Origin of the sequence: Dactylosporangium sp. CA-152071 (genome assembly GCF_050936335.1) — a bacterium.
Taxonomy (GTDB): Bacteria; Actinomycetota; Actinomycetes; order Mycobacteriales; family Micromonosporaceae; genus Dactylosporangium; species Dactylosporangium maewongense.
Genome location: NZ_JBNJMZ010000001.1, coordinates 756,705 through 773,979 on the forward strand (window position 1 = coordinate 756,705; position 17,275 = coordinate 773,979).

Here is a 17,275-nt window from a genome sequence, read left to right on the forward strand (position 1 = left end):
CCCTCTCGCTTACGGGGCGGTCATCTCGAAGCGCGTGACGGTGGCGGTGCCGCCGAGCGCCTTGGTGGCGTAGTTGAAGATCGCGTAGCGGTAGCCCATGAAGAACTGCCACGCGTTGTTGAGCGTCAGCGCGGTGCCCAGCGACGTGAAGTTGGTGCCGTCGGTGCTGTAGGAGAACCGGGCCTGCCGGCCGGAGCCGGGCCTGATGTCGGCGGTGACCCGCAACCAGATCCGCCCGCCGGAGACCGCGGCGCTCGCCGCTTCCGAGCCGGTGCTGCTGGTGCCCCAGCTGCTGTTCATGGCCAGACCGTTGACCATGGACACCCGGGTGGCGGTGCCGTCACGCCTGACGCCGATCCAGGCCGACGAGTCGCGCAGCATGGCCAGGCCGGCCCGGTCGCCGTCGGTGAGCGCGGAGTAGTCGAGCTCGATCGTGGCGGTCGACGTCGGCCCCTGGATGCGGTGGGTGAGGGTGTTGCGGGCCTGGTACAGGTCGCTGGTCACCGTCGCGGTCTGCAGCCGCAGACCGCTGCCGGTGGAGAACTTCGAGGTGTCGGGGTTGTGGTTCCACTCCCACTGCGGGCCGAGCGCCGTGCCGGTGAACGTGTCGGCACCGATCATCGGCTTGACGGTCTTCGTGGTGCTGATGTTCGGCCTCGGGTAGGAGGCGCCCCAGCCGCCGTTGACGGTCTGCACGCTCGGCCAGCCGTCCGCACTCCAGGTGATCGGGGCGAGGGCGGGGACGCGGCCGCCGGGGTAGGCGTCGACGAAGGACATGTAGTACCAGTCGCCGTTCTGCGTCTGAACCAGGCCGCCCTGGTGCGGGGTGCCGCCACCGGAGATCGGGCTCGGCATGTTGAGCAGCACCTGCCGCATCTCGTACGGACCCCAAGGGCTGCTGGACTTCAGGATGTACTGGCCGTTGGCCGGCCGGGTCACGAAGATGTAGTAGCTGCCGTTGCGCTTGTAGAAGCGCGAGCCTTCGAGGGTGCCGACGCTCGACGGCGTGGTGAACACCTGCTGGGTCCGGACCTGGCTGAGCCCGTCGGCGGACAGCTGGGCGACGCTGAGCGTGCTGTTGCCGTACGCGACGTACATGGTGTCGTTGTCGTCGACGAGCAGCCCGGCGTCGTAGTAGCAGTTGTTGATCTGCGACCGCTTCTGCCACGCGCCGTCCACCGCCGACGCTGTGTACACGTAGGTACGGTTGAACTCGACGCACCCGAGCCAGTAGTAGGTGCTGTTGGACTTGCGGTAGTTGAGCGTGGATGCCCAGATGCCCTTGACGTAGGCCCGTCCGCCGCTGAGGTCGTAGTTGCTGGAGCCGAAGTCCAGCCGGGGCACCGAGTGCCCGGCGTACTCCCAGTTGACGAGGTCGTAGGAGCGCAGGATCGGCGCGCCCGGCGAGTAGTGCATCGTCGACGCCGAGTAGTAGTAGGCGTCGCCGACCCGGATGATGTCGCCGTCGGCGAAGTCCTGCCAGACGACTGGGTTGTTGTACTGCCCGGACGGCGTGGTGGGGTTGGTGCCGCCGAGCTTCACGAGCTGCCACTGCTGGTTGTTGCCGCCCCAGTCGGCGTACTGCACGATGTTGCCGCCGTCGGCGGTCGAGGCGCCCTGCACCTCCAGGGCCTTGCCCGAGTTGCGGTTGATGAGCCGCACGTAACCGTCGGCGGAGTCGGCGAGCCGCCACTGCTGATTGGTGCCGTTGAGGTCCGACCACTGCACGACGGTCCCGCCGTCGGCGGTGGAGAAGTTCGAGACGTCGAGGACCTTGCCGGAGTGCTTGGAGCGGATCCGGTAGTAACCGCCGCCGGAGTCGACGAACTGCCACTGCTGGTTCGCGCCGTCGCCGCGGGTCCACTGCGTGATGCGCCCGCCGTCGGCGGTGGAGAAGTTGTAGACGTCCAGGGCCTTGCCGCTGTTGCGGTTGACCAGCACGTAGGAGGCGCTCGTGTCGACCGTGGCGGCCGATGCGGTGGTCATGTTCGTGACGGCGACCGCACCGCCGACCAGGGTCGCGACGAGCAGGGTGACGATGCCCGACGCCTTGTTACGGACCGCCATGCGGTGCTCCTCGAAATCGTGTTAGCGCTCACATCCAGACCGCGAGATTGCCAGACCGAATGCGAACATTCAAGAGGCCACGGACACGCGATGTCTTTCGTGACGTAACATCGCCGAAATTTTCATCCGTGAATTCCTGCGACGTTTCCGGCGGCCCGTGAATAACAACAAAGAAGCCGACGGATTTGTGTTATGCATGGCGGGAGCACATGGTCGCACCCGCCGGATGCTTGACGCGGCGGCCGGTTGTCGGTGACAGTCAACGACCATGCCGGGCGGTTGCACGGTGAATGCTGTGACTGCGATGTGACGATGCGAACCACCGACGTGAACGAAACGGACCTCGTGCTGGCGGCCCGGGCCGGTGACCGGCGGGCCGTCGACGGGCTCGTCACGGCCGGCCTGCCGCTGGTCTACACGATCGTCCGCCGCGCGCTGGACGGGCACGCCGACGTCGACGACGTCGTGCAGGACACCATGCTGCGGGCCGTGCGGCGGCTGCCGGCACTGCACCAGCCGGAGAGCTTCCGGGCCTGGCTGGCGGCGATCGCGGTCCATCAGGTGAGCACCCACCTGCACCGCCGCAGCACCGCCGCGCGGCGGATGGCCCCGCTGGACGAGGCGGCCGACGTGCCGGACGCGGGCGCCGAGGTCGAGGACGTCACCGGGCTGCGCCTGGAGCTGTCCGGCCAGCGCCGCCAGGTCAGGCGGGCCGCCCGGTGGCTCGACCCCGCCGACCGCGCGCTGCTGCCGCTGTGGTGGCTGGAGCATGCCGGCGTGCTCAGCCGCACCGAGCTGGCCGGGGCGCTGGGCGTCAGCGTCGCCCATGCCGCCGTCCGCGTCCAGCGCATGCGCCACCAGCTCGACCTGAGCCGCGAGATCGTGGCCGCGCTGGACGCCACGCCCAGGTGCCCAGACCTCGACGCGCTCGTCGCCGGCTGGGACGGCACGCCGGGCCCGCTGTGGCGCAAGCGCCTCGCCCGGCACGTGCGCACCTGCCGGGTCTGTGCTCCCGCCGCCGAGGGGCTGATCAGCGCGGACCGGCTGCTGCCCGGGTTCGCGCTGCTGCCGGTCCCGGCCACGCTCAGCTCGGGCCTGATCGGCAAGGCCACCCTCGGCGCGACCGTCCAGGCCGGGGTGTTCGGTCACCTCGCCCAGATCCTCGCGGCGCACCCCCTCGCCGCGACCGTGGCCGTCGCCGTTGCCGCCGGCGCCGCCGTCACCGTGGCCACCCTGCCCGCCGACCCACCGCCGTCCCAGGGGCTGCAGACAGCGACGACGACGGCGGTCCGGGTGCCGCCCGCCACGACCACCGCCACAACCACCGCCACCCCCGCCGGGCCGGCGTCGAAACCGCCGGCGACCACCGCCGCCACCGGCTCGCCGCCGGCACGCACCGCGACCCTGGCGCCCGGACGGACCGTGTCGATCGAGTCGGCCCACGAGCCCGGGCTGTTCGTCACGACCGTCGACGGCCTCGGCGTGCTCGCGGCGGTCCCGGCGGACGGCGACGCCGCGCAACGGCGCCGCGCGACGTTCACGGTGCTCGCCGGGCTGGCCGACCCGGCGTGCTTCACGTTCCGCGCCGACGACGGCCGGTTCCTGCGGCACGCGTCCTGGCGGTTCCAGCTCAGCCGGGACGAGGGCACGCCGCTGTTCCGCGGTGACGCCACGTTCTGCCCCCGCGCCGGTGCGACGGAGGGCACGGTCGTGCTGGACGCGCAGATCTACCCTGGCTGGTTCCTGCACCACCGCGGCGAGCAGCTCTGGGTCGACCAGGACGACGGCAGCGCCGCGTTCCGGGTCGAGTGCTCCTTCCGCATCCGGCCCGCTCTCTGAAGCGGTGCGGTCCGGTTGCTGATCGGTGAGCGTCGAACCGACCGGCGGACACCGGGTGGGCAGTTCGTGTCGGGTGGCCGGACAGTTCGTCGCCGCGCCCGGTGGAACCGCAACCGACGACGGTCATGGTTGGGGTCGAAGAGATCACCTCCAAGGACGGAGCTCCCAACCGTGAACATCGCCAAAAGACTGCGGGCCGCCGCGGCGGGCGCGCTGCTGGCGCCGGCCGCGGTCGCGCTCGCCGCGGGGCAGGCGCACGCGGTCGTCAAGGCCGCGGACACGGCCGCGTCGGCGACCACCCTGGCGCAGGTGCGGTCGGCCATCGGCGCCGACACCGGCACCGCGGCGACACTGACCGGCAAGGGCGTCGGCGTGGCCCTGATCGACACGGGTGTCGCGTCTGTGCCCGGGCTGCCCGCGGCGCAGGTCGTCAACGGCCCGGACCTGTCGTTCGAGTCGCAGGCCGCGAACCTGCGGTACCTGGACACCTACGGCCACGGCACGCACATGGCCGGCATCATCGTCGGCAACGACACCGCCACCGGCACCAAGGGCATCGCCCCCGGCGTCAAGCTGACCTCGCTGAAGATCGGCACGTCGACCGGTGCCGTCGACGTGTCGCAGATGATCGCCGCGATCGACTGGGTCGTGGCGCACCGCAACGACGACGCCGCCAACCCGATCAGGGTGCTGAACCTGTCCTACGGCTCGGGCGGCTCAGGGCAGTCGTGGACCGACCCGCTGCAGTTCGCGGTGGAGAAGGCGTGGCAGGCCGGCATCGTCGTGGTCGCCGCGGCCGGCAACAACGGCAACGCCGCCGGCACGCTCACCAACCCGGCCGTCGACGACTGGGTCCTCGCCGTCGGCGCCACCGCCACCAACGGCACCACCGCCACGACCGACGACACCCTGGCCACCTTCACCAACCTGGCCTCGACCACCACCGCCGGCGTCGCCGGTCAGGTGGACCTGCTCGCCCCGGGCACGTCGATCGCGTCGCTGCGCGTCCCCGGCTCCAACGTCGACAACCTCTACCCGTCGGCGCGGGTCGGCGAGACCCTGTTCAAGGGCAGCGGCACCTCGCAGGCCACCGCCGTCGTCACCGCGGCCGCCGCGCTGGTGCTGCAGGCGAAGCCGGCCGCCACCCCCAACCAGGTCAAGGACTGGCTGGTCAAGGGCGCCACCGCGCTCGGCACCGGCACGGCGAAGTCCCTCGGCCTGGCAACGCTCAACGTCAACGGCGCGCTCGCCCGCACCGGCACGACCGTCACCGCGCCGGCGCTGCAACTGTCCAGCGGCACCGGCTCGCTCCAGGGCTCGCGCGGCACCAGCAGCCTCACCCTCGACGGCGTGAAGCTCACCGGCGAGCGCACCATCTGGGGCTCGTTCAACGGCGCCCAGTGGGCCAAGTCGACCACGCCGTCGTGGTCCGGCGGCTCGTGGCTGGGCTACCAGATCGCCGGCAACGACTGGACCGGCACGTCCTGGGCGTCCCGGACGTGGGCGTCGGCGACGTGGGCCGCCGCGCCGTGGGCCGGCAGCGCCGCCGCCGGCTGGAGCGATCCCGCGTGGTCCGGCCGCACCTGGTCCGGCCGGACGTGGTCGGCGGGCACCTGGTCGGGCCGCACCTGGTCCAGCGACGGCTGGGCCGGCGGCACCTGGTCCTGACCAGTCCGTCGTGAAGGGGGCGGGCACGGCATTCGCCGGGCCCGCCCTTTCGTCAAGAGCTGCGCAGCCCGGCCTCCCGCAGCAGCCGCTCGCGCCGCTGCGCCGGGAGCCGGTCGACGTACACGGTGCCGTCGAGGTGGTCGCACTCGTGCTGCAGGCACCGGGCGAAGAACCCGGTGCCGGTCACCGTGATCGGCGCGCCGTTGCGGTCGAAGCCCGTCACCGTCGCGACCGCGGCCCGCGGCAGCTCCGCGCGGGGCCCTGGCACCGACAGGCAGCCCTCGGTGTCGGTGGCCGTCCCGGCGAGCGCGGACGCCTCCTGCAGCACCGGGTTGACGACGTGCCCGACATGGCGGACGCCGTCGTCGTCCGGACAGTCGTAGACGAACACCCGCAGGTCCACGCCGATCTGGTTGGCGGCGAGGCCGACGCCCGCCGCCGCGTACATGGAGGCGAACATGTCGTCGATCAGCGCGGCGAGCGGCTTGTCGAAGGCGGTGACGTCGGCGCACCGGCGGTGCAGCACCGGCGTGCCGTAGTAGGTGATCGGGCGGGCCGCGCCCCGGGTGATCGGCATCGTCGCATTCTAAATACCGTCAGGGCATGCCGCCCCACACGCCTTGGCCGAGGTGACGGGACACCAACTCGGCGGCCATGCGATCGATCTCGGCGGACTCCTCGTGGGCCCGGCGCTGGTTGCGCAGCTCCTCCTCGGACAGCACAGGCATCGGCGGGAACTGCGGCATCGCCGGCATCCGGAGCTGCTCCGCGGTGATGGTCAGCACCGCGACCAGGTCGTCGCGGGCCTTCTCCGGCTCCGTGGCGCCTGGGGCGCCGGCGAACCCGTGCCGGTCGCGGACCACCTCGGCCCGCACGACCTTGCGCCCTCTCCGGACCTTCGTCTGCTCCGGCATGCCCGGGTCGACGACGAACGTGACGTCGGCCTTTGGTGCCGGCGCGGCGCTCCACCACTGCCGCCACTCCTCGGTCGCGTCCAGCGCCTCGACCAGGTGCAGCCGCGTCAGCTCGTACTCCGCAGACATCTGGACGCCGAGGCCGTAGCCACCGGACCAGCTCAGCCACGCCGGCTGCCACTCATCCGTGCCGTCCTCGGCCGGCCGGCCCCACGCGGCGCTGGTGCCGCTCTCGTAGCTCACCGGCGCCCGGTGCTCCCAGGGCCGGTCCGTCACCCGCTCGTACGCCGTGGACGCCACGAACAGCAGCTCCTCCGCCTCGACGTCGGCCAGGGCGAGCAGCGACGGCGGGTCCTCGACGATGCGTTGGTACGCCCGCGATCCGGACAGCACCGCGGCGCAGCGGATGTACAGGAACGCGTCACCGTGCGCCACGGCGTGCGCCGGCGTGTCCAGCCGGTGCAGCGCCTCGGCGAGGCGGTCCTCGAAGCCGGTGATGTCGCCCTCCACCCGCGCGGCGAGCAGGTCCACCAGCCGGGCCGCCCGCGCGTCGAACGGCAGGTCGAGGACGCCGTCGATCAGCCGCCAGAAGTCGTCGCTGTTCATCACCGCCCAAGCTAGTCCGCCACCGTTGCGGCGACGGGCGAAACGGCGGGTTCCCTGCGAGCCGCCGTCTGCAGGACGACGGCGGAGGCGAGCACGAGGGCGGCGCCGGTGAGCTGGACCGGGGTCAGGGACTCGCCGAGGAGGACGGCGGCGAGGGCGGTCGTGACGACCGGCTCGAACGTGGACAGGATCGCGGCGGTGGACGGGCCGGTGCGCTGGAGGCCGGCGAAGAACGTCAGCATGGCCGCGACCGTCGAGACGACCGCGATGCAGCCCAGCCACAGCCAACCCACCGGGGCGAAGCTCAGGCCGACACCGCCGTTCAGCATGGCGTTGGCGGCGAGGGTACCGGCGGCGCCCGTCATCACCAGCGCGGACAGCAGCACCGGCGGCATGCTGTGCACGACCGTGTCGGCGACCAGGATGTAGACGGTGTAGACGACCGCGGAGCCGAAGCCGAGCAGCGCGCCGAGCGGGTGGAAGCTCACGCTGCCCGTGCCGAGCAGGACCAGCAGCGTGCCGGTCGACGCGGCGACGAGGGCCGCGCCGCGGCGGGGGGTGAGGCGGTCGCGGCCGAGCAGGACCGCCGCGACGGTCACCAGGACCGGGAACGTGTACAGGATCAGCGACAGCAGCGAGGCGTCCATGAGGCGCAGCGCCGCGAAGAACAGGCTCGCCTGGGCGGCGTAGCCGATCGCGCCGAGTCCGAGGGCGGTGCCGACGGCGCGCCGCGACGACGCGCCGCCGCGCAGCTCGGGGCGCAGCAGCAGGACGAGCCAGAGCAGCGCGGCGGCGAGGACGAAGCGGACCAGCAGCAGCGCCCCGGGCGAGACGCCCGCGTCGTAGGCGAACTTGCCGAAGATCGCGAGCGCGCCGAAGCACGCCGCGGAGACGAGACACAGTGCCGGACCCATGCGCCGAGCGTTGACCATGAAACCGTGCAGGTCCAGCGATGATTCCCGGTGCTGATTCGTTAGGATTCCCGCATGGTCGCGCTGGATCTGCGCCGGCTGCGGTTCCTGCGCGAGTTCGAGGAGCGCGGCACCCTCGCCGCGGTCGCCGCCGCGCTGGGCTACAGCCCGTCGACGGTCTCGCAGCAGCTGACGCTGCTGGAGAAGGACGTCGGCACCCCGCTGCTGGAGAAGGCCGGGCGCGGGGTGCGGCTCAACGACGCCGGCCGCCTCCTCGCCGGGCACGCGCGGGTGCTGCTGTCGGCCGCCGAGGCGGCGGAGGCCGACCTGGCCGCGCTCGGCGGCGACATCCGCGGCACCGTCCGCGCCGGCGGCCTGCAGTCCGCGGCGCGGCGGCTGCTCGTGCCCGCCGTCGCCCGGATGCGGGCCGAGCGGCCGGGGGTGCGGGTGGAGATCTTCGAGCTGGAGCTCGAGCAGGCGCTGCCCGGCCTGCGGCTCGGCACGGTGGACCTGGTGATCGGCGACGAGTACGACGGCCATCCACGGCCGCGCCCCGCCGGGATGCGCTTCGCGGTCCTGCTCGAGGAGCCGCTGCGGGTGGTGCTCCCGGCCGCGCATCCCCTGGCCGGCGACGGCGGTCCGGTCGCGATCGCCGAGCTGCGCGACGACGTGTGGACCGCGTCCGCCGAAGGCACCGGGCACCACGCGATGGTCCAGGGCACGTGCCGGGCGCTCGGCGGCTACGAGCCCGACGTGCGGCACCGCTCCAACGACGCCGACGTGCAGCTGGAGCTCGTCCGGGTCGGCGCCGCGGTCGCCCTGATGCCGCCGCTCGCCCTGCCGCCCGGCGACCCGGCGCTCGCCGTCCGCGACCTCGCCGAGTCGACGCTGCGGCGCCGCCTGGTCACCGTCACCCGCGACACCCCGCCGGCGCCCGCGCTGACGGCGTTCCACGCGGCCGTGCAGGACCTGGCGGCCCGCGTGACAGCGGCTTCGACCTGACCCTGGCCGACGGCACCGTCACCCGCGACGCGACCCCCACCCGCCCGCGCTGACGCCCGCGTGCGCCGCCCGCGTCGACGGCGGGCGGCGCACGGCAGCGCGCAGCGATGTTCAGCTGGCCGGCTGGTAGAAGCGGTAGTCAGCGGTGTACGGGACGCCGGTCGTCGCGCCGTCGGTGCAGGTGCCGGCCGGGGCGGTGCCGCCGCGGGTCGACAGGCGCTGGATGTAGCTGACGGCGCCGAGGACCCCGTCGCCGCGGGTGCGGGTCGCCTGCAGCAGCAGCTGCGGGATCGACCCGGGCACCGGCGACGAAGCGACGGCCTTCGCCTCCACCAGCGAACCGTCCTCTGTGGACTCCCACGTCGGGCCGCGGAAGTGCACGGCCGTGGCGAGGCTGCCGGGCCGCTTCGCCCAGCCGGCCAGGTGCGCGGCCGGCTCGACGAACGACCAGGCGCCGCCCGTGCACTGGTACACCTGCACGCCACGCGCCAGGAACGCCGCGACGAGCACGTTGCCGGCCGGCACCCGCACCGCGTCGGGCACCTCCGGGCCGGACGCCTGTGCCCCGGCGGACGCCTGCGCCCCGGCGGTGCCGAGCAGGACGGCCGCCGCGGCCGCGACGACGGCAAGGTTGCGCATCTTCATGAGTCGTTTCCTCGATCCCGAGTTCGGAGTGCTGATGAGGAAACCGTGCCGGTGGGCGCTGAAACCGCGCTGAAACGTCAGCCGCCGGTCGTGGTGGTCCCGGAGCTGGGGTCCAGGCCGCCGCACGTGACGGTCATGCCGACGGTCCGGTTGCCGTGCACGAAGGTAACGGTCGCGGCGGCGGCCGGGCCCGCGCTCACCCAGTCCGTCCGGTACGGGGCCACCGGCGCCCACGAGAGCAGCTCCGCGACGCCCGGCGAGGCGCACCGGGCCCGGACGGTCCCTCCTTCGGATGCGAACGTCTCCGCCGCGCCGGGGCCGGTCGGCGGCGCCGCGCTCGTCGGAGTCACGCTCGCCGGCGCAACGCTGCCTGGCGACGACGGGACACCCGACCCGGTGCCGCCGGCGGGGCGTGCCGACGGGCCGGACGCCGCCGATGCCGCCGATGTGCCGGACGCCCCGGGCGTTGGGGAAACGGTCCCGGCGGACGGCAGACCCGCCGGCGTCAACCCCGCGGGTGTTGTTGGGTTCTGTACACCGGGATCCGCCTGCGCGGGAGCCGTCGAGATGGGGTCGGGTGCCGGCAGCACCAGCCAGACGAGCAGCCCAGCGGCCGTCGCCCCGGCCAGCCCGGCGGCGAGCCGCGTCCGGCGCCACCCACCACCGACCGACCCGCCCGCCACGCCACCACCGGCCGCACCCGCCATGGCACCACCGGCAGCGCCTGCCGTGGCGCCACTTTGCGCGGCCGCCGCAGAGCCACCGGGCACGACCGCTGTGGCACCACCGGTCGCGGCCGGTGCGCGTACAGACGCCGCAACGGCCGGCTCGTCACCGGCGGCGTCAGGAAAGGCCGCGCCGAACGCGCCGACCCGCGTGGACACGGCGGCTGCCGCAAGGATGGCGGCCACCTCCGCCGCGGTCGGCCGGTCCGCCGGATCCTTTGCCAGGCACCGTTCACACAGCCGCGCGAGCGCCGAAGGCACGCCCGGTAACGCCGGCAGCGCCGCCGGTGGCGTGAGCAGGTGCGCCTCGAGCAGGCCGGCCGACCCGGAAGCGGTCCACGGCAGGTGGCCCGCCAGCAGCCGGTACAGCAGGACACCGAGACTGTAGACGTCGGACGCGGGCGTGACGGCATCCTCGGTCATCCGCTCCGGCGCCAGGTACTCCGGCGTGCCGAGCAGGTCGTCGTCCTCGACGGCGCCGAACCCGGCCGCGATGCCGAAGTCCACGACCTTCGCCCCAGCCGGGGCGAGGATCACGTTGGCGGGCTTGACGTCGCGGTGCACGAGACCGTCGGCCTGCGCGGCGGCGAGCCCCGCGGCCACCTCGGCACAGATCCGGAACACCAGCGGCGGCGGGAGCGGCGCGCCGGCGAAGCGCTGATGCAGCGTCGGTCCGGGCACCAGCTCCATCACGATGTACGGCGTGCGCTGCCCGTCCTCGACGGTCTCACCGAAGTCGTGGACCTGTGCGACGTTCGGGTGCGCCAGCCCGGCGGCGGCGCGGGCCTCGACCCGGATCTGCCGCCGCGATCCGGCGTCACCGGCGTGCCGCCCCGACAACACCTTGACCGCGACGTCCCGCCCGAGCACCACGTCGTGGGCACGCCACACCGTCGACATGCCACCCACACCCAGCACCTCGTCGAGGTGGTACCGCCCACCCAACACCCGCCCTTGCACCTGCGCCTCGATTCCCCATCGAGCCAGATACAAACATCACTGTCCGATAAAGGCCAGGACGAGGCCCGGGATCGGCTACCCGGCCACGGACGATACCCATGGCGCCCTCAGTGGTGCTGTCGGGCTTCGGCGGCACCCCGGCCTGAAGTCGCGGTCGCGGCGATCCAGCGGGCCACGCCGTCGTCGGCGTTGGCGCCGATCACCTGTGTGGCGGCCGCGCGGACCTCGGCCGCGGCGTTCGCGACCGCCAGTGCCGTGTCGGCGACCGCGAACATCGGCAGGTCGTTGAGCTGATCACCGAAGCATGTCACCGTTTCTGCCGCTACTTCGGCCTTCAACGCGGCAACCGCGGCGGCCTTGCTGCTCGAGGTCAGCTCCAGCCACCATTGCCCGGCCGAGTAGATGTCCTCGGCGAGGACGAAGTGGCAGCCGCCGGGAAGGTCGGCGAGTTGCTCGAAGAGCTCGTGCAACAGCTGCCGGTCGCCGATCAAGGAGATGTAGAACACCGATGCCGCATCGATGCCCGACCAGCTGGAAAGGGCCAGCAGCCGCGGGTCGCCGGCTCGGGTGCGCAGATAATCCGCCACCCCAGGTGTGATCCGGTCGGCCAGCCAGCAGGCACGGTCCCTGCCCTCCCGAATGGCGAAGACAATCGGCTGCACGAGCCGTGAACCCTCGGTTCGACGAAACACCTCCTCCACCAGCGCGACCGGCAGGAACTGCGCCTGACGGGCCTGGCCGGTCGCCGGGTCCACGACGACCGCGCCGCCGTACGTCAGAACCGGAAGCCGCAGCCGCAACGGCGCGGTCACGCGCGCGGCAGAGGTGTAGGACCGGGCTGTCGCGTAGGTGAACAGTCCGCCATCGGCGATGTACTCGTTGATCACGCTGATCGTGAACGCGCTCAACGTCGCGTCTGGTCGAAGAAGCGTTCCGTCAAGGTCGGAGACCAGCAGCTCCCGGTGATGCCGCTGCCCCCGCCCTGACATGTGCGGACCCTAGCAGGACCGGCCAGGGCTGATCGACTCCCGCCGTATGCTCGCGAGGTGGGCGATGGCGGCCAGGTTCTCCTCGGCAGCATGGGGAGCGACGCCGACCTGCCTCGGATGGCCGAAGTGTTTCCGAGGCTCGTGGCCGAGGTCGACCGGCTCTTGAGGCTCGACGATCCGTCGCACCCGCTCGCCGGCACGGTGGGGGGCCTGCGGTTCCACGGGCGCTGCGCCTGCACGGAGACCTGCACCAACCTGTTGACCGCGCCGCCCGGGGCGGCTGGGCCTTACCTTGCTCTGCTGGAGCGGGACGGGGTGGACGTCATCTGGCTCAGTCTCGATCCCACCTGTACGACTGTCGTCGACATCGAGGTGCTCGAGCCAACCGGACTCGACTGCGGGAGCGCACGACGCGTCCGTTGATACAGCGCAGGTTCGGAACATGCACATTGCGCGGTGCACCGCCGGACGTCCGGTTGCCCGCTCCCCCGCATCCGGATCGGGGCCCGAGGCGGGACCGGCCCGCGAGTCCTGGACTCGGAGTCCTGCACACCCGGTTGTGGCCTCCCTTATGGCGGGAATTTCGCTGATTGTCGATCTCTCGATCCGTACGTACATTCTGTACACACCTTCTGTACCGAACGTACTCGGGAGGCGTCAGATGAAGATCGACGTCCGCACGGATCTCGTCGACGAGCAGCTCGAACAGGCATGGCAGCTGTACGAGGCAGCGTTCCGGCACCTCAACGCGCTCACCGTTCAACGGCATCTCATGTACCGCTCGGAGTTCGACGACGTCATGTCCGACCGCCGGGTCGAGAAGTGGCTCGCGTACTCCGACGACGGTGTCCTGCTCGGGCTCGCCACATACACCAACCAGCTCAGCGCCTGGCCGCTGATCTCGCCGGAGTACTTCGCCCGGCGCTGGCCGGTGCACTACGCCGACCAGCGGATCTGGTACTGCGGCTTCGTCGCCGTGCCCACCCACGAGCACGGCATGTTCGTGAAGCTCATCGAGGCGATGTACCGCCACGCCGAGCAGCACGACGGCGTCATCTCGCTGGACATCTGCCGGCACAACATCGACGCCTACCGCCTCGACCGGGCCATCAACACGTGGCTGCGCCGCATCTCCGACAACCGGGTCCGCTGCGAGACCGCCGACGCGCAGACCTTCATGATCTACGAGACGGCACCCGCCGCCGCCGAGGAGCACCTCCGCGCGGCGTGAGCCTCAGCCGTAGACCGTCCGCGCCAGCAGCTGCAGCGCCGCAGCCGACGGCGACCCGGGTCGGCGACTCCCGGGCCATGTACGGGCGGCTCATGCTCGCCTTCACCGTCGGCTTCGTCGGGCACGTGGCGGCGATCGTCGCGTACACGGTGACGGCCACCTCCGGCCTGCCCGACGGCGAGCAGGGTCTCGCCACCGGGCTGAGCACGCTGACCCAGCAGGTGGCGCTCACCGTCGGCATCCCGGTGATGAGCGCCGTCGCCGCGGCCGCCCCGACCCTGCTGTCCGGCATCCGCCTGGCGCTGCTGGTGGACGGCGCCGTCACCCTGCTCGGCGCGCTCGCCGTCCACCGAGGGCTGCGCGAGCCGTCCGGCGCCTCCCTTCCGCGTTAGGCGGCGGGCTCCAGGACCACGACCGGGATCTGCCGCGTGGTCTTGAGCTCGTAGTCGGCGAAGCCCGGGTACGCCGCCTTCTGCGCGGTCCAGATCCGCTCCCGCTCATCCCCGTCGGTCACCCGGGCGACGAGCTCCTGCGTGCCGGTGCCGATCTCGGCCGTGACCCGGGGCTGGGCGACGAGGTTGTGGAACCAGGCCGGGTTGGTGGGTGCGCCGGCGTAGGAGGCGAACACGGCGTACCCGCCGTCGACCTTCTGGTACATCATCGGGTGGACCCGCTCCTGGCCGCTGCGGGCGCCGACCGTGTGCAGCAACAGCAGCGGAGCGCCCTCGAAGTTGCCCCCGACCTTGCCGCCGTTGGCGCGGAACTCTTCAATGATCTTGTCATTCCAGTCGCTCATGGTCATCAGTCTTCCACTGACCCCGACCGACCGCGCCTGGGCACCCGTTTTTTCGCGTCTTGACACAAGAGCCGGATCAATGGATGGTCGGTGCACGGAGCGGGGGCCCTGAATGCGTCGGACGTCCCTGCGTGGATGATCCGCTGCCGGGGGTGGCCGTTGTTCTCGCTGATCCGCGCTCAGTTGCTCTTCCGCCGCGGCCGGCTGGTCGCCACGATCGCGGCGGTCGCCGTGGCCGTGGCCAGCTTCGCACTGCTGGCGTCGGCGTCCCGCGGCTCGCAGGTCCAGGTCAACGGCACGGTGCAGGCCAACTTCCGGCCCACGTACGACATCCTGGTCCGCCCGCCCGCCGCCGTGCCATCGGAGGACGGGCTGGTCCGTACCGACCGGGTCACCTCCACCTACGGCGGCATCACCGAGGCGCAGTGGCGGCGGATCCTCGACCTGCCCGGCGTGGACGTGGCCGCGCCCGTCGCGATGGCCGGCTACGTCATGCAGACCGCCGTCATCACCGTCGACCTCACCGACCACGTCGCCGCCGGCGGGCAGCGGCAGGTGCTGCGGGTCCGCCCCGTCTTCACCGGCGACCGGGGCCTGTCCAGCATCGCCGACGGGCCGAAGTACCTCTACGCGACGAGGAACGCCCTGGAGTTCGTGCCGGGGGAGCCGTGGATCGAGGGCAAGAACTACGACAGCTCGGCCCTGCCCAAGCCGCCGGAGATCCGCGAGCACGGCGCCGCCGGCGTGACCGCGGTGTGCGAAGGCATCACCGGGTACTTCGACACAGTCGACGCGCTGTCGGTGAGCGACCGCACCGAGGCCCACTGCTGGTCCAGCGACCCCACGTCCAGCATCGAGCAGACCCCGCGGCCGCAGGTGCGGGTGCTCTTCCCGATCCCGTTGCTGCTCGCCGCGATCGACCCGGTGCAGGAGGCCAGGCTCGACGGCCTCGACCGCGCCGTCGTCTCCGGCGGCTACCTGAACGCCGGCGACACCGCCGCGGGCATCCCGGTCCTCGCCGCCGGCAGCCTCGACCTCGACCAGCAGGTGCGCGTGGAGATCGAACGCATCGGCGGCGACGCGGCCGACAAGACCGGCGCCGGCATGCGGCTGGACAACGCGGTCGACTACTACGCCACCCAGCCGTCCACCCCGATCGGCGCGCGGGCGTTCAGCGCGCAGGACCTGTACCCGGCCGTGCTCGACGCGATCGCGCACCCTCCCGGCGCCGGCGGCTTCCCACCGGCGGCGGGCACCTCGGTCGTCAACGAGTGGTGGACCACCAGCCCCCTGACGCTCGCGGACGGCTCCGCTGCCGTGGTGCCCTACTCGGGCGGCGAGTGGGGGAAGGTCCCGCACGGCATGCCGGACAGCAAGCCGCTGCCGATGGGCCTCGCCGACGACCCCGTCCGCGCCGTCGTCCGGCACGGGCGGGACGGTGACTCCAAGACGGCCAGCGCGTTCCTGCGCGGCGTCGGCGTGTACGACCCGGCGAAGGTCGACACCGGCCCGGCCCTGTCCCGGCCGCCGTTCGACCTGTACGCCGTGCCCGCCGCGACCGGCGCCGACGACGCGGCCCTCGCCGCGCTCGGCGACCGGCCACTGATCGCCGGCACCAGCTTCGCCGGCCCGCTCGGCCAGCGGCCGCACCTGCTCACCACGCTGTCGGCGCTGCCGGCGCTGCACCGGGCGCCGTACAACAGCCTGGACCCGGCGCACGGCGTCGACGCCGGCGCCCCGATCTCGATGGTGCGGGTCCGCGTCGCGGGCACCGTCGGCATGGACGCGTTCTCCCGGGAGCGGGTCCGCGCCGTCGCCGACCAGATCCACCTCGCGACCGGGCTGCGGGTCGACCTCACCGTCGGCTCGTCGGCGGCGGCCGTGCCGCTGGCGCTGCCGGCCGGCAAGTTCGGCCGCCCGGCCCTCGCCGTCCGCGACAACTGGCTGAAGCTCGGCGTCGCCACCACCATCGTGTCCGCGATCGACCGCAAGTCGCTGGTCCTGTCGATCCTCGTCCTGGTCGCCTGCGCCCTCGCCGTCGGCAACGCGACCGGCGCGGCGGTCCGCGGCCGGTCCACCGAGCTCGCCGTGCTCGCCTGCGTCGGCTGGCCCCGCGGGCGCCTGTTCGCGCTCGTGGCGGCGGAGTCGACGGCGGTGGGAGCGGTCGCCGGCCTGCTGGGCACGATCCTGGCGCTGGCGCTGTCCCGCGTGCTCGGCGTCGACCTCGGCGCCGGCTACGCGCTCCTGGCCATCCCGGCGGCCCTGCTGCTGAGTCTCCTGGCGGCGCTGCCACCCGCGTGGCGGGCCACCCGCGCCGACCCGGCCGCCGCCGTGCGGCCCGCGGTCGCGCCGGCCCGCCGCCGCCGGGCCCCGCAGCGCATCGCCGGCCTCGCCCTCGGCAACGTCCTGCGCACCCCCGGCCGCACCGCCGTCGGCGCGGCCAGCCTGGCGATCGGCGTGGCCTCGCTGACCCTCCTCGTCATCATCAATCTGACGTTCCGCGGCAGCGTCTCCGGTACGGTCCTGGGCGACGCGATCACCGTTCAGGTGCAGGCCACCGACTACATCGCGGCGGCACTCACCACCCTGCTCGGCGCCGCCACGGTCGCCGACGTCCTCTACGTCAACATCCGCGAACGGGCCGCCGAGTTCGCCCTGCTGGGCGCGGTGGGCTGGACCGACGCGTGGACCGCCCGCCTCGCCGGATACGAGGCGCTGGCCCTCGGCGTCCTGGGCGCGACCACCGGGACCGGGATCGCGCTCGGCACCGCCGCCCTGCTCAGCTCCGAGCTCACCGGCGCCTCGTTCGCGGTCGCCGCCGCCGCGGCCCTCGCCGGCACGCTGCTGGCCGTCGCCGCCGCGATCCTGCCGGTGCGGTCCCTGCGCGGCCTGCCGAAGGCGAGGCTGCTCGCCGAGGAGTAG

At 72.8% G+C, this 17,275-nt stretch carries 15 protein-coding genes; 7 read left to right on the top strand and 8 right to left on the bottom strand.

All coding sequences use genetic code 11. From position 1 onward, the window contains the following. Positions 1–9: 9 nt before the first annotated feature. Entirely contained in the window at positions 10–2,067 is a 2,058-nt protein-coding gene (locus tag ACQEVZ_RS02850) for a family 43 glycosylhydrolase (protein WP_433360847.1), read from the bottom strand. 312 nt (positions 2,068–2,379) lie between these two features. Between ACQEVZ_RS02850 and ACQEVZ_RS02855 the strand changes: the two genes are divergently transcribed. Further along, positions 2,380–3,906, top strand: coding sequence for a sigma-70 family RNA polymerase sigma factor (locus tag ACQEVZ_RS02855; RefSeq protein WP_433360850.1), 1,527 nt, complete (start codon positions 2,380–2,382; stop codon positions 3,904–3,906). Positions 3,907–4,077: 171 nt separating this feature from the next. After that, positions 4,078–5,574, top strand: a complete 1,497-nt coding sequence (locus ACQEVZ_RS02860) for a S8 family serine peptidase (RefSeq protein WP_433360853.1) — start codon at positions 4,078–4,080, stop codon at positions 5,572–5,574. A gap of 52 nt (positions 5,575–5,626) precedes the next feature. Here ACQEVZ_RS02860 and def read toward each other — a convergent pair whose 3' ends face one another. Genes def through ACQEVZ_RS02875 form a run of 3 tightly spaced genes read right to left on the bottom strand, consistent with a single transcriptional unit; the run spans position 5,627 to position 8,008 of the window. Continuing rightward, positions 5,627–6,151, bottom strand: coding sequence for a peptide deformylase (gene def / locus ACQEVZ_RS02865; RefSeq protein ID WP_433360856.1), 525 nt, complete (start codon positions 6,149–6,151; stop codon positions 5,627–5,629). Between the two features lie 19 nt (positions 6,152–6,170). Further along, positions 6,171–7,094: a DUF4240 domain-containing protein gene (locus ACQEVZ_RS02870; protein ID WP_433360859.1), complete on the bottom strand. Its 924-nt coding sequence runs from the start codon at positions 7,092–7,094 to the stop codon at positions 6,171–6,173. An 11-nt stretch (positions 7,095–7,105) separates the two neighbouring features. Beyond that, complete coding sequence (locus ACQEVZ_RS02875; RefSeq protein ID WP_433360862.1) at positions 7,106–8,008, bottom strand: DMT family transporter; 903 nt, start codon at positions 8,006–8,008, stop codon at positions 7,106–7,108. Positions 8,009–8,080: 72 nt separating this feature from the next. Here ACQEVZ_RS02875 and ACQEVZ_RS02880 point away from each other — a divergent pair, with 72 nt between their 5' ends. Then, the gene (locus tag ACQEVZ_RS02880) at positions 8,081–9,007 is read left to right on the top strand and encodes a LysR family transcriptional regulator (RefSeq protein ID WP_433360865.1); all 927 of its coding nucleotides are present in this window, start codon (positions 8,081–8,083) and stop codon (positions 9,005–9,007) included. 111 nt (positions 9,008–9,118) lie between these two features. On the opposite strand, the gene ACQEVZ_RS02885 is transcribed toward ACQEVZ_RS02880, so the two are convergent. The 3 genes from ACQEVZ_RS02885 to ACQEVZ_RS02895 all read right to left on the bottom strand — a co-directional run bounded on the left by ACQEVZ_RS02885 (position 9,119) and on the right by ACQEVZ_RS02895 (position 12,326). After that, the gene (locus ACQEVZ_RS02885; protein WP_433360868.1) at positions 9,119–9,652 is read right to left on the bottom strand and encodes a DUF3455 domain-containing protein; all 534 of its coding nucleotides are present in this window, start codon (positions 9,650–9,652) and stop codon (positions 9,119–9,121) included. A gap of 77 nt (positions 9,653–9,729) precedes the next feature. Then, a complete protein-coding gene (locus tag ACQEVZ_RS02890) occupies positions 9,730–11,325 on the bottom strand; it encodes a protein kinase domain-containing protein (protein ID WP_433360871.1) in 1,596 nt (531 codons plus the stop codon). Between the two features lie 119 nt (positions 11,326–11,444). After that, a complete protein-coding gene (locus ACQEVZ_RS02895) occupies positions 11,445–12,326 on the bottom strand; it encodes an HAD family hydrolase (RefSeq protein WP_433360874.1) in 882 nt (293 codons plus the stop codon). 57 nt (positions 12,327–12,383) lie between these two features. Here ACQEVZ_RS02895 and ACQEVZ_RS02900 point away from each other — a divergent pair, with 57 nt between their 5' ends. The 3 genes from ACQEVZ_RS02900 to ACQEVZ_RS02910 all read left to right on the top strand — a co-directional run bounded on the left by ACQEVZ_RS02900 (position 12,384) and on the right by ACQEVZ_RS02910 (position 13,949). Further along, positions 12,384–12,749: a hypothetical protein gene (locus ACQEVZ_RS02900; protein ID WP_433360877.1), complete on the top strand. Its 366-nt coding sequence runs from the start codon at positions 12,384–12,386 to the stop codon at positions 12,747–12,749. A gap of 238 nt (positions 12,750–12,987) precedes the next feature. Then, positions 12,988–13,557 (top strand): hypothetical protein, encoded by a 570-nt coding sequence (locus ACQEVZ_RS02905; RefSeq protein ID WP_433360880.1) that lies wholly within the window; start codon positions 12,988–12,990, stop codon positions 13,555–13,557. Next, on the top strand, positions 13,554–13,949 hold the full coding sequence (locus ACQEVZ_RS02910; RefSeq protein WP_433360883.1) for a hypothetical protein: 396 nt from the start codon (positions 13,554–13,556) through the stop codon (positions 13,947–13,949). Before ACQEVZ_RS02905 ends, ACQEVZ_RS02910 begins: the two co-directional genes overlap by 4 nt. Here the strand turns inward: ACQEVZ_RS02910 and ACQEVZ_RS02915 are convergent. Then, a complete protein-coding gene (locus ACQEVZ_RS02915; RefSeq protein WP_344505411.1) occupies positions 13,946–14,353 on the bottom strand; it encodes a nitroreductase family deazaflavin-dependent oxidoreductase in 408 nt (135 codons plus the stop codon). The genes ACQEVZ_RS02910 and ACQEVZ_RS02915 overlap by 4 nt on opposite strands. A 159-nt stretch (positions 14,354–14,512) precedes the next feature. Here ACQEVZ_RS02915 and ACQEVZ_RS02920 point away from each other — a divergent pair, with 159 nt between their 5' ends. Further along, positions 14,513–17,275, top strand: coding sequence for an FtsX-like permease family protein (locus ACQEVZ_RS02920; RefSeq protein WP_433360887.1), 2,763 nt, complete (start codon positions 14,513–14,515; stop codon positions 17,273–17,275).